Consider the following 12,631-nt stretch of genomic DNA (forward strand, 5'->3'; position numbering starts at 1 on the left):
CTTAATGTTCAAACTGGTTGCGTTTCTCGCCAGACATCATAATAGCTAAAGCCGCCGCAGAAATCACCACCAACAATAAACCAGGTATTGCTGCGCGGCCAAAATAACCGGCTTCGTAAACACGCCATAAATACGTAGATAAGGTTTCAAAACCAGTTGGACCCAATAATAGTGTGGCTTCTAATTCACGCATCGACTCTAAAAATACTAAAGCAGCACCTGCAATAATACCCCGCATAGTCAGTGGTAAAGTAATACGTGTGAAAGCTTCACGTGGGCTTGCGCCTAACACACGGGCTGATTTTACTAAGCTTGGATCAAGGTGCTCGGTGCTGGTACGCACAGAGCCAACCGCAAGTGGTAAAAAACGTAGCATATAAGCAATGATCAATAAGCCCAGTGTTTGATATAAAAATGGCAGTTGTAAGCCGCCATACACAAGCGCTGTGCCCATAACAATCCCCGGAATACCAAAACCAAAGTAAGTAACGCGTTCCATCACTTTGCCTGCTTTTCCGGTTAAAGCAGCATGCGCCACAGGAATAGCCACAATAACTGTAACAATAGCTGCAATGGCTGAAGCGTAAGTAGAGTGCCATGCAATACTAAAATCAAACGAACTGAAACCATCACGCACTAGCCAAAGTGTAAATACTGCGAGTGGTAAGCCAATAGCAAGTAATAAAATTGGGGCAAAGGTGGCAAACATCGCGCCTAATTGCCATTTTTTTGGGAATAAAATAAGGGGCCGGCCTTGGCGTTCAGACGCAGTTTTAATTTGCGATTCAATCATTAGTAAAAAGCCAACAATTACCATTAGCTGCATAGACAGCATAGCCGCACGGCTCAGTTCAAAGGCGTTATATTCTACGTAAATAACACGAGTGAAGGTATCTAGACGCATCATTGCCGGTGTACCAAAGTCAGATAACGTATACAAGGCAACGAGTAATGAGCCCGCAGCAATACCATTTACAACACGGGGTAAAATAACTTCAAACACGCTTTGTGTCATCGACATCCCCAATGTACGCGCTGCATTGACCATGCTCGCATCAAGACTAAGTAGGGAGGAGCGGGTTGTCATCATTACAAACGGGAAGGTATACAAGGTCATTACAATGGCGGCGCCAGTTAAGCCATACATAGAAGGGGTTTCAAAACCAAGTATGTTATGTATTTCACCACCAGGGCCAAATGCAGCGTAAAGCGTAAATGCCCCTATATAACTTGGTATAGCTAAAGGGGCGGCAAACACCACCAGCCAAAACTTTTTAAACGGCAGCTGCACATAGGCGCTAATAAATGCCAGTGGCACACCAATTAAAATTGAGCCTAATACGGTTAATCCCATTAACGACAGGGTATTGCCTAAAATAGTTAAATTATGACTATCAAAAAAAGAGCTTGCATCACTGGCAAGCGTTATTAAAACAAAAATAGGGGTAAGGGTAACAAGCGCTGCAAGCAGCGCCATAGGATAAGATGGTGGTATTCGCATTATAAAACGCCGCTGCTGCGCATTAAGTCAATAGTTGGGCGTAAGTCAGCCAACTGAGTTAAGTCTATTTTTGGTGGCGAAATACTGGTTAATTTAGGCAAGCCATCAGGTTGCTTTATGTCATTTACTAGCGGAATTTCATACGCTTCACTCGCTAAATAACTTTGTACTTCAACGCTGAGTAAATAGCGCATAAAGTTAGTTGCTAGTGGGTCGTCAGACAGCGATAAAATACCAGAGGCATTCACTAAACAACCGGCATCTTGCTCTGTAAATGCAAGATCAAGTTTAGCGTCGGGCTTACCAGACTTCAAACGTAACGTGTAGTAGTGATTAGCAAAACCAATATCTACTTCACCACGTTCAACGCCCATTACTACACCGAGTTCGCCAGCGTAGGTTTTTGAGCGTTTTTGCACTTTTTTAAGCCATTTAGCAGTTTTATCATCGCCTTCTAAAATTCGCATAGCGGTAACAAACGATTGAAAAGAAGCATAAGCTGGTGCCCAACCAATACTTAAATCACTGTCGGCTATTTCCATAATGCTTGTTGGAATTTGCTCTTTGGTTAAACGCTCAGTATTAAAAGGCAAAGTACGTATACGACCAGTAACAGGTGCCCACTCATCGTATCTAAACTGTGGCTGTAGCTGTGCAGATAAATCACTAGGCATAGGTTTAGCAAGCCCTGCATCGGTTACTAAACCAATAGCGCCCGAATCGACAGCCCAAAATAAGTCTGCACGTTTAACACCCGCTTTGGCTTCGGCAACAATCGTATTAGCCAAAGCTGCAGTTGGACCGCGTCGAATAGCAAGATCTAAATCCGGGTTCTTTTTTTGAATGGCTTGTAAAACGTTTTCGTATAAGCCACCTTCACCACGTCCCAAATAAAGGGTGAGTGCGCCTTTCAGTTTAGGTAATGTATCTACCGACACGGGGTTGGCAATATCAGCGGCAAACGCGCGTGAAAGAGATAGCGGCAAAGCGCCAGCTACCCCTAACGCAGCTAAGCCTTGAATAAAGGTTCTGCGTTCCACTTAAAATACATCCTTACGTGATTTTTCTGCTTTTTCAATTAGCGTTTGTGCACGAGTTAACTTAGTTTGCATATCAACAACCACTTCACGTACTTGATTTACTGTTTTATTACCTGAAATAGCCTGCGGTAGGGTTACGTTAAAGTCTTTTTCAAGAACTTCTACTAAGTTAGCGTCTTGCTCAATGAGTGTGCCTTCTACACCTTCAAATAAATGCAGGTAAGTATCGTGAACTATGCTGGTTGCTTCATCGCTTAAACGCTCTGCGTATTTAGCGACCACTCGGTCTAATTTGTGTTTAATTTCATCAATGGTCGCGCTTTGCGTCATTTCTTTTGTTGCTGTGGCTTTAACGCTTTTTAATAACCCTTTTTGTTGAAACTGAGCCGCTAGCTTAACTGCGCCTAGGCCTTGCCATAAAGCATTGTTCATTGCTTGTTGCTGCAAACGTACTTCTGAGGCTGGCTTTTTGTTATCAACAGCCATTTTTATGCCATATAAACCTTGCCAAATAGAGGCATATACAGGGACATAATTTGTTTCTATGGCGCTGTGAAATTTAACCGATTCCCAGTACTCAATTAAGTCATCAGTATTAACTACTTTAGCGCCTTTTTTCTCGTAATCGCTTACTAGGGTATCAACCTTTGAAACCATCCACTCAACGTCTTCGTTGTAGGTTTTTAAATTAGCTTGAAGGTGATTAACATGCTCACCAATTGGGCCGTTAGCAAGTGCCGGTTGCGCAAAAATCGCAGAAGCGAGTAAAAAAGTTGCACTTAATTTCTTGGCAGGCTTAAGTAATATTTTCATAGCAAGTGAGTCCATAAATGTTATTGTAAATGATAGTCATTATCATATCCCTAAACATCCCTTAGATCAACACACTAAATCAAGCCAAAGGGTTAAATTTACTAAACTTTACAGAGGAATAATAACTAAATAGAAATATCAATTTAATTTTAACTTTAGTGGCTAAAATAATTAACCATCTATACGTAATGTTTACCCTTTATGGCGTTATATATAGCATCGCAAAGCTGTTTAATACTGGCATCGTCACTTATATACGGTGGCATTAAGTAAATTAGTTTACCAAATGGGCGTATCCACACTCCTTGGCTAACAAAATAAGCCTGTATTTTAGCTACATCTACTATTCCTGCCTCATCTGTCAGTTCTACCACGCCAATTGCACCTAAAGTGCGCACATTAACTACATCAGTAAGTGAGCCACACTGATGTAATTGTTGAAGTGCTTGGTTTATTTCACAAATTCGCTGTTGCCAATCTTGTTCAAGCAATAAGTCTATACTGGCACATGCCACAGCGCAGGCGAGTGGATTGCCCATAAATGTAGGTCCGTGCATCAAAACACCGGCTTCACCTTCGCTAATGCCTATCGCTATTTTATCGGTCGTTAACGTGGCTGATAAGGTCATGGTGCCGCCGGTGAGTGCCTTGCCAATACAAAGTATATCTGGCTGTACATTGGCGTGCTCTACAGCAAACATTATACCTGTACGGCCAAAGCCTGTGGCAATTTCATCACAAATGAGCAATACATCGTATTGAGTACATAACTTGCGCACACAGGCTAAATATTCAGGATGATAAAAGTTCATTCCTCCCGCGTTTTGTACTATGGGTTCAATAATAAAGGCGGCAACATGCTGGTGGTGTTTTAAAAAATAGTGTTCTAGTTCATCCGCCTCGGCTTGATTAAACTCGTCATGAAATTGGCTAACAGGTGCAGGTACAAATACATGCTCAGGTAAAAAGCCAGAGTACAAGCTATGCATAGAATTAACCGGATCGCACACACTCATGGCCGCAAAGGTATCGCCATGATAGCCCTTAAACGGAGTCATTAACTTTTGTTTAGTATTAATGCCTTGGCTTAACCAATACTGCAGCGCCATTTTAATCGCTACTTCAACACTTACCGAGCCGCTGTCGGCTAAAAATACTTTATTTAAATGCTCGGGCGTTATTGCTACTAGCTTTTTACAAAGCTCCACTGCGCTGTAATGGGTAATGCCGCCAAACATTACATGGCTCATTTTATTGATTTGCTCTGTCATCGCATTATTTAAAACGGGATGATTGTAGCCATGTATTGCGCTCCACCAAGAGGCCATACCGTCGATGAGTTTCTCGCCTGTTTCTAGGTGTATAAGGTTGTGATTGGCGTTTGTAACAGGATAAACCGGAATTGGTTGAGTCATTGATGTATAAGGGTGCCAAATGTGATTTCGGTCAAAATCAAGGTCTATTGTGTGTTTTGTGCTCATATGTAAACTTTAGCTATATGGGTTTCGTTGACAATGGTACGACAATACGTATTCTAAGCCAATAACACCAAGAGCAAAAAATAAAAGAGAGTATTATGGAGCTTGCAACAGTTCGCCACGATTGGACCCATAGCGAGGTTAAAGCCTTATTTGAAATGCCGTTTAACGATCTGCTTTTTAAAGCCGCGACCGTACACCGTGCTAATTTTAATCCTAATCAGGTGCAAATTTCTACTTTACTATCAATAAAAACAGGTGCTTGCCCTGAAGATTGTAAATATTGCCCGCAATCAGGTCATTATAAAACCGACCTAGAGCGAGAGCGCCTGCTAGAAGTAGAAAAAGTAGTAGAGCAAGCACGCCTTGCAAAACAAAAAGGCGCCACCCGTTTTTGTATGGGCGCTGCGTGGTCAGATCCTAAAGATCGTGATATGCCGTACATTTCAAAAATGGTTAAAGAAGTAAAAGAGCTTGGCCTTGAAACCTGTATGACCCTAGGTAAGCTTACCAATGAAAAAGCCCATGCGCTGAGTGATGCAGGGCTTGACTACTATAATCATAATTTAGATACCTCACCTGAATACTACGAACAAATTATATCTACCCGTACCTTTGCAGACAGACTAAACACTATTGATCATGTGCGTGATGCCGGTATGAAAGTTTGTTCTGGCGGTATTGTCGGTATGGGTGAGCAACCCAGCGATCGTTATGGGTTATTAATGCAATTGGCTAATTTACCGCAGCAACCAGAAAGCGTCCCTATTAATATGCTAGTAAAAGTAAAAGGAACACCGCTTGAAAACGTAGACGACTTAGATCAGTTTGAGTTTATTCGTACTATTGCCACCGCGCGTATTATGATGCCGCACAGCTATGTACGTTTATCGGCAGGGCGCAGCGCAATGAATGAGCAAATGCAATCGATGTGTTTTTTTGCCGGTGCTAATTCCATTTTTTATGGTGATAAACTTCTTACTACTGAAAACCCAGAAGCAGATGCCGATATGCAATTAATTAAAAAGCTGGGTATGAACCCTGAAACGGCCGAAGACTATTCAGATGAAGCCGTTGCTGCGTCGTTATCTTCTAAAGTGGCCGATAAAGCCAGTTCAGAATTGTTTTATCCTGCTTAACATTGTGTATTGCTATGTCATTTGATTTTATAAATAGCCATTTACAAGCGCGCCAGCAAAGCGCGCTCAACCGCAAACGTTATGTTATTGAGCAAGCCAGTGCGCGTGAAATTATAGTTGATAATAAACACTATCTTAATTTTGCTAGTAACGACTACCTAGGCTTTGCCGATGAGCCCACTGTGTTTGAAGGCATGCAGAGCTTAGGAAGTCATAGTTCTGCTTTAGTTACTGGCTATCAAGGTGCGCAGCAACAGCTCGAAAAATACTTATGTGCTCAGTTGGGCTATAACAATGCCATGCTGTTTAATTCGGGCTTTAGTGCTAATAGCAGTGTTATAAAAGCGCTATTTCAAGATAAAGCCATTGCTCAACAAAGTGCGATTTTTCAGGATAAACTTAATCATGCGAGCTTAATCGACGGCGCATTGCATGCAAACGCAGCACTTGTGCGCTTTAACCATAACGACATGAATCATTTACGTTCACGGCTCGAAAAGTCCAATGCTAAGTATAAATTGATCGTGAGTGAGGGTGTATTCTCGATGGATGGCGACCAAGCACCTTTAATTGAGTTACTGAGTTTAGCTAAAGCACATAACGCCTGGTTAATGATAGACGATGCGCATGGCTTTGGCGTACTGGGTAAATCGGGTTTGGGAAGCTGTGAGCCACTTATAGCGGCAGATAATTTGCCAGATATTTTAGTGATCACCTTTGGTAAAGCGGTGGCAAGTAGCGGGGCGTGTGTATTAGGTTCAAGTGAATTTATTGATTACATGCTGCAGTTTAACCGCGATTACACTTATTCGACTGCAATGTCGCCATTTATTGCTTTGCATACATTATCAAGAATTAAAACCATACGTGATGCTAGCCACAAGCGTGCCAAATTAAACGCTAATATTGCTTTATTTAAACGTTTAGCCAATGAACACAAAATTGCCTTAATGGATTCAACAACTGCCATTCAACCCCTAATTTTAGGGTGTGCCGAACAGACCTTAAAAGCCTGTGAGCAGCTCAAACAGCAGGGAATTTGGCTAACCGCTATTCGCCCGCCCACGGTGCAGCATAATACCTCAAGGCTTCGCGTTACCTTAACCGCCGCCCATACCGAGCAAGATATTACAACATTGGTAAATTGTTTAAAAAAGGCCATTGCATGATAAACGCACAAGCTGCAAATACGAACTCGCGTATAAAGTCACCGTTAGCTTGTTTAGCTGTTAATAGTTTAAAGCAGGTAACGCAACGCAGGTTTTCAACGGCGGCAAACCAATATGTAACTCATGCGCATGTACAAAAACAAGCCGCAATCGATTTAATTAAACTCATTGAGCTTGATGCGAGCACAAAGCACAAACATTGTGTTGATTTAGGCGCTGGGCCGTTAGTGAATACCGAAGAGTTACAAGGAATATATAAACAGGTAATTGCCATGGATTTAAGCCTTACCATGCTTAAAAATAGTGCAGTAACCGCACCGCGTATTTGCGCCGACATGGATAATTTACCCTTTCAACAAAATAGTATTGATGTGGTATTTAGTAATTTTGCAATGCAATGGTCGGCTAATTTTGAAATGCTAATGCATTCATTATATTCAGCTTTAAAGCCCGGTGGGCAGGCGTACATAAGTACGGTGGTAGAAGGCTCACTACATGAAATAAAAACGGCGTTTGCCGCGCTCGATTCGCATAGCCACATTAATAACTTTTTAAGTAGCGATAATATAAACCAATCGGTCAAAAAGGCAGGGTTTATTGTTAATAACGCGGCAGAGGTTATTTATACTGATGAGTTTACAAGCCCGCTTAAAGCGATTAGTTCAATTAAAGCCATTGGGGCAACGTCGCAAAATAAAGCAACGCAACGCCCTGGTTTATTAACTAAATCGGCGCTACAAAAAGTATGTGCGGCGTATCCGCTTATAAACAACCAAGCCCATGTATCTTACCATGTGGTATTGTTATCATTAGAAAAAGCAAAAATTTAAAGGTAAGGCAATGCAGCAATTTTTTATTACCGGTACCGATACCGACGCTGGTAAAACCCACGTAACTAGTTTGCTATTAAAGTTACTCGCCCAACATAAGCAGCGTGCAATAGGTTTTAAACCGATTGCATCAGGGTGTGAACTTGCGTTTGATCAGCTCGTGAATGCCGATGCCTTAATGCTAATGGAAAGCGCGACTGTGAGTGCTAAATACGACATTATTAATCCGTTTGCTTTTGAGCCCGCCATAGCTCCGCACATTGCAGCAGAGCAAGTGGGAGTAACCCTAAGCGTTGAAAAGCTACTTACCGCTTATAAAAATGTGAAGCAACAAGGTGCAGACTACCTGCTAACAGAAGGTGCGGGCGGCTGGGCATTGCCAATTAACGACAACGAATATTTATATGACTGGGTAAAAGCAGAGCAACTACCCGTAATATTAGTAGTAGGGATGAAACTAGGCTGTATAAATCATGCATTACTCACTGCAGCACATATGCAAAGTATGGGTGTTAATTGCATTGGCTGGATTGCCAACCAAGTTGATGCCACGATGGATGAATACCAAGCAAACCTAGATTCGCTTAAAACACGTTTACCATTCCCGTTGCTTGCTATAAGCCCCTATACCGAGCAAACCCCTAAATTACAAATTTATAAAACTCTTCTTACTGCACTTGCTATAAATGCCTAAACTATACTGCTTTGTAATTTTATAAATATACAAAGCAGTATATATATTAAATACACCGGTTTAATAAATATGTTTAGCGCCTTGAAATACACACCCTGTATGCATATATAACGCTAATTACACAGTGCTATTGTTACTAAGGAAATAACAAATACCATGACCCACCCATTTATTAAGAACTACGCTTATAATACACAGGTGAAGGCAGAATCAGATCTACCAAAAAGTGCTCTGCCTAAAACCCGTGTAGGTATTTTAGGTGGGGGAACTGCAGGGGCAACAATTGCGATTCGCCTTGCGGCATTAGGCATAAAAACGACTGTATTTGAGAAAAAAACGTCACTTATTGACGGCCCTCCTATGTGCCATCTGCACGCCGGTGGTAATTTATACCGTGAAATTCCAGATCAAGACTGTATAGATTTACTCAAACAATGTATCGATATTTTACGACTATATCCTTACAGCATAGATGTACGCCCAACTGTATTTGCTGTGCCAACGCGTGATGATGATTCACCGGATGATTTACTGCCAAGGTTAGACAAGCTTACTAATGCATATAAAGACTTAATTGAACAAGATCATAATAATAAAGTTCTTGGCGAGCCTGATAATTACTATCAGCTTTATAGCCATGAGCAAATGATAACCTTGAGTAAAAAAGAGCAGGTTACTGAGCCTAAAACGCAAGATGAGTGGATGATCCCCGTTGCTAAGCATTTAAACTTAAACAAAGTAAAATACCCACTTATTGTTGTTCAAGAATACGGTTGGAATATATTTAGATTATCAGCAAGTGCGCAACTTGCGCTTGCCCAGTACGAACACGCTAACGTGCTTACCAGCACAGAGGTAAAGCAAGTCAGCAAAGTTGAGCAAAGTAGTGCTAACAATCAAATGCCAAAATGGAAAATTGAATACCAAAACAACCAAAGCAACACGACCCAAACAGCAGAAGTAGATTACCTTATAAACGCCTGTGGCTTTCAAACCGGTATTGTTGATGACATGGTAGGCGTAAAGCCCAAGCGTATGGTCGAATTTAAAGCCTCATACATTGCACACTGGCAAGGCGCTGGCGGGAAAATACCCGAAATTATTATTTATGGTAACCGAGGCACACCCGAGGGCATGGCACAATTAACGCCGTACCCTAATGGCTTTTATCAAATTCATGGTATGACTAACTCAATTACCTTGTTTAACGATGGCCTAGCAGATACAGCCGAGCAAACGGCACAGCCACAACTGCCTGCTAAGTACTTAAATTATATAAATAATGGTTGGGATCAGCAGGTGCTAAAAGCACGTGGTCAAAAAGCGATTGATTATGTAGCTGAGTTTGTACCAGCATTTAAAAACGCTAATACGCAAAACAATGCCTTGTTTGGCGGCCAACAGATCCCAGGCGAAGACGACACCTTGCGCGTTGCCGACGTAAGTTTATATTCGCATATTAGCTACGCACGAGCTGAAAATGTAAAAGCGTCATCAACTTTAATCGCTGCTGACGAAATAGTAGCTGAATTTATAAAGCTTGGTTTAATTTGCACAGAACACGACAGTAATAACCACCGTAAGCATCACCAATGGGCCTACCTTCAGAACAGTCGCAATGAAGATATAAGTAAAATTGCACAAGTACTTGCAAAAGAGCGAGGCTTCCCCACAGATATGGCAAATGTTAATCACGGTATATAAAAGCGCATAGTATAAAAATGGAATAACTTATTGAATTATATTGTTTTTATAAGTGAGTTTTTACTGTTGAACAGAAAAAATCCTAAAAAGTTTAACTTAATTAAATATATATAAAACTTTAAAAATATCCCTTGCGTTATGACATAGTTTGTCACAGAATAGCGTTGACGTTATGACATAGTGTGTCATAACGCAGTAATTGCTATGGCCGATCAACAAAAAGAAATCGCTCAGCAATAAATGTTATTTTTGGAGACCATGTATGAAACGTGTATTTTTGTTTTTATTAACTAACTTAGCGGTTATGTTGGTATTAGGTGTTGTGCTTTCAATCATAATGAGTGCGCTGGGCTTAAGCCATCGTAGCCTGGGTGGTATTTTATTAATAGCTGCTGTATTTGGTTTTGGTGGGTCGTTTATTTCTTTATATATGTCGAAATGGATGGCGAAAAAATCAACCGGTGCACAGGTTATTACTAAACCAAGTAACGAAACCGAGCAGTGGTTAATGAATACCGTTGCTACGCAAGCTAAAAAAGCCGGTATTAATATGCCTGAAGTGGCTATTTACGACAGCCCAGAAATGAACGCTTTTGCAACCGGCCCAAGTAAAAATAACTCGCTGGTGGCGGTAAGTACGGGTTTATTACACAGCATGACCCAAGATCAAGCTGAAGCGGTGCTTGCACACGAAGTATCGCACGTGGCTAATGGCGACATGGTAACGCTAACGCTTATTCAAGGCGTGGTTAATACCTTTGTTATTTTTGCCGCAAAAGTGCTGGCGGGCATTGTAGATAATTTTATAAATAGCGATGAAGAAGAGGGCGGCAGCAGCTGGACTTACTTCTTATTCGATATGTTATTCCAAGTATTATTTGGTGTATTAGCCAGTGTGGTGGTTGCCCATTACAGCCGCAAGCGTGAATTTGCAGCCGACAACGGTGCAGCTCAGTTGGTAGGCGCAGATAAAATGCGTTCAGCCCTTGAGCGATTAAAGCAAAACCACCCATCGCAATTAGAAGGCTCAATGATGGCCTTTGGTATTGCCAGTGGTAAAGGCATGGCTGAGTTGTTTTCATCTCACCCACCGCTTGATGCACGTATAGACGCACTACGCAAGTAATTACGTAAATTAGTAAATATACAAAGCCAGCTTAACAGCTGGTTTTTTTATACTTGCAATACTTGCAATCTAGTACCTTTTATGCAAGCTTAATGTGGAGTACAAAAAACACTCATTAATTTTTTATTTGTTATAAGCTCTCTAATATAAGGAAATAAATATGAAGTTACTTAAAGTATTAGTCGTTGTTGCAATTGCTTTACCAAGTGTTGTTTTAGCTAATCAGCATGTAATTACAGCAAACAAACAAGTTTTCTCTTCGGATAATAAAACCCAAACATATATAGGTGACGTACACCTTTCATTTGACTATAAAAATAAATTTCAGACCACATCAAACAGCGTTAGCTTTAACAATGGCGATACAGTAATGGAAGGAGAAGTAGTTATCACCTTTAATAATATTACCGCAGTAACTGATAAAGTTACTTTTTCTGAGTCTGATTCAGGTGTTTTAGCTAAAATGGATGAAGTGACTTTTACTTATAAGTAATTGTTTATTTAGAAACACAAAAGCCAGCTTGTTTGCTGGCTTTTTAATATTCTGTATATGGGTTATTTACCAAAAATAATATCGGTAATTCCCTCTGGTGAGAGTATTTCAATCCAGTAACCGTCTGGGTCTTTAATAAAGGCAAGGCCTTTCATTGAGCCGCCATCTGGCTGTTTTACAAACTCCACATCGTATTTAGCAAAGCGTTCGCACGCTGCATATACATCAGGTACGCTAATACCAATATGGCCAAAGCCTTTTGGTTCTTCATTACCACTGTGATAACCGCTAAAGCTGTCGTCGTTTTCAGTGCCCCAGTTATGGGTAAGCTCAATCAGCGCAGGGCGGCGAAACACCCATTGAGTTTTTTCTTTATCATCGCCTTTTGGCATATCTTGCTCATAGCCTAAAAAGTACAAGGTAAATTCCATACCAGGAAAGTCGTATTTACCTAATAGTTTCATACCCAATACGTTTTCATAAAATGCCAGCGACGGTTTTGGATCTTTAATACGCAACATAGTTTGCTGCATCACATAGCCCTCAGTGGCCTGTGCAATTTGCTCTGGAGATTCGTTATAGCTAGACATGAGATAATCCTTAATAAAATGACTGAAAAACCTTAATGGATTTAAAAAGGCAGG

General features: G+C 41.0%; 12 protein-coding genes. 7 read left to right on the top strand and 5 right to left on the bottom strand.

The genetic code is table 11. The features are described 5' to 3' along the window. Position 1: 1 nt before the first annotated feature. The 4 genes from PUND_RS09595 to bioA all read right to left on the bottom strand — a co-directional run bounded on the left by PUND_RS09595 (position 2) and on the right by bioA (position 4,835). A complete protein-coding gene (locus tag PUND_RS09595; protein ID WP_010390072.1) occupies positions 2 to 1,501 on the bottom strand; it encodes an ABC transporter permease in 1,500 nt (499 codons plus the stop codon). Beyond that, a complete protein-coding gene (locus PUND_RS09600) occupies positions 1,501 to 2,541 on the bottom strand; it encodes an ABC transporter substrate-binding protein (protein ID WP_010390071.1) in 1,041 nt (346 codons plus the stop codon). The genes PUND_RS09595 and PUND_RS09600 overlap by 1 nt, the downstream gene beginning before the upstream one ends. Beyond that, positions 2,542 to 3,354 (bottom strand): hypothetical protein, encoded by an 813-nt coding sequence (locus PUND_RS09605; protein ID WP_010390070.1) that lies wholly within the window; start codon positions 3,352 to 3,354, stop codon positions 2,542 to 2,544. A 179-nt stretch (positions 3,355 to 3,533) separates the two neighbouring features. After that, positions 3,534 to 4,835, bottom strand: coding sequence for an adenosylmethionine--8-amino-7-oxononanoate transaminase (bioA, locus tag PUND_RS09610; RefSeq protein ID WP_010390069.1), 1,302 nt, complete (start codon positions 4,833 to 4,835; stop codon positions 3,534 to 3,536). A gap of 95 nt (positions 4,836 to 4,930) precedes the next feature. On the opposite strand from bioA, the gene bioB reads away from it, so the two are divergent. The 7 genes from bioB to PUND_RS09645 all read left to right on the top strand — a co-directional run bounded on the left by bioB (position 4,931) and on the right by PUND_RS09645 (position 11,987). After that, positions 4,931 to 5,971: a biotin synthase BioB gene (gene bioB, locus PUND_RS09615; protein WP_010390068.1), complete on the top strand. Its 1,041-nt coding sequence runs from the start codon at positions 4,931 to 4,933 to the stop codon at positions 5,969 to 5,971. Between the two features lie 14 nt (positions 5,972 to 5,985). Next, positions 5,986 to 7,140: an aminotransferase class I/II-fold pyridoxal phosphate-dependent enzyme gene (locus PUND_RS09620; RefSeq protein WP_010390067.1), complete on the top strand. Its 1,155-nt coding sequence runs from the start codon at positions 5,986 to 5,988 to the stop codon at positions 7,138 to 7,140. Further along, positions 7,137 to 7,970, top strand: coding sequence for a methyltransferase domain-containing protein (locus tag PUND_RS09625; RefSeq protein WP_010390066.1), 834 nt, complete (start codon positions 7,137 to 7,139; stop codon positions 7,968 to 7,970). The genes PUND_RS09620 and PUND_RS09625 overlap by 4 nt, the downstream gene beginning before the upstream one ends. A gap of 10 nt (positions 7,971 to 7,980) precedes the next feature. Then, positions 7,981 to 8,664 carry a dethiobiotin synthase gene (bioD, locus tag PUND_RS09630; protein ID WP_010390065.1) on the top strand — a complete coding sequence of 228 codons (684 nt, stop codon included), beginning with the start codon at positions 7,981 to 7,983 and terminating at the stop codon, positions 8,662 to 8,664. Between the two features lie 156 nt (positions 8,665 to 8,820). Further along, on the top strand, positions 8,821 to 10,368 hold the full coding sequence (locus PUND_RS09635; RefSeq protein WP_010390063.1) for an FAD-dependent oxidoreductase: 1,548 nt from the start codon (positions 8,821 to 8,823) through the stop codon (positions 10,366 to 10,368). A 262-nt stretch (positions 10,369 to 10,630) separates the two neighbouring features. Then, positions 10,631 to 11,494 carry a protease HtpX gene (htpX, locus tag PUND_RS09640; protein ID WP_010390062.1) on the top strand — a complete coding sequence of 288 codons (864 nt, stop codon included), beginning with the start codon at positions 10,631 to 10,633 and terminating at the stop codon, positions 11,492 to 11,494. 160 nt (positions 11,495 to 11,654) lie between these two features. Beyond that, complete coding sequence (locus tag PUND_RS09645) at positions 11,655 to 11,987, top strand: hypothetical protein (protein ID WP_010390060.1); 333 nt, start codon at positions 11,655 to 11,657, stop codon at positions 11,985 to 11,987. Between the two features lie 62 nt (positions 11,988 to 12,049). On the opposite strand, the gene gloA is transcribed toward PUND_RS09645, so the two are convergent. After that, on the bottom strand, positions 12,050 to 12,577 hold the full coding sequence (gene gloA, locus PUND_RS09650) for a lactoylglutathione lyase (protein ID WP_010390059.1): 528 nt from the start codon (positions 12,575 to 12,577) through the stop codon (positions 12,050 to 12,052). Positions 12,578 to 12,631: the final 54 nt, after the last annotated feature.

This window comes from Pseudoalteromonas undina (assembly GCF_000238275.3).
In the GTDB taxonomy this organism is placed as follows: Bacteria; Pseudomonadota; Gammaproteobacteria; order Enterobacterales; family Alteromonadaceae; genus Pseudoalteromonas; species Pseudoalteromonas undina.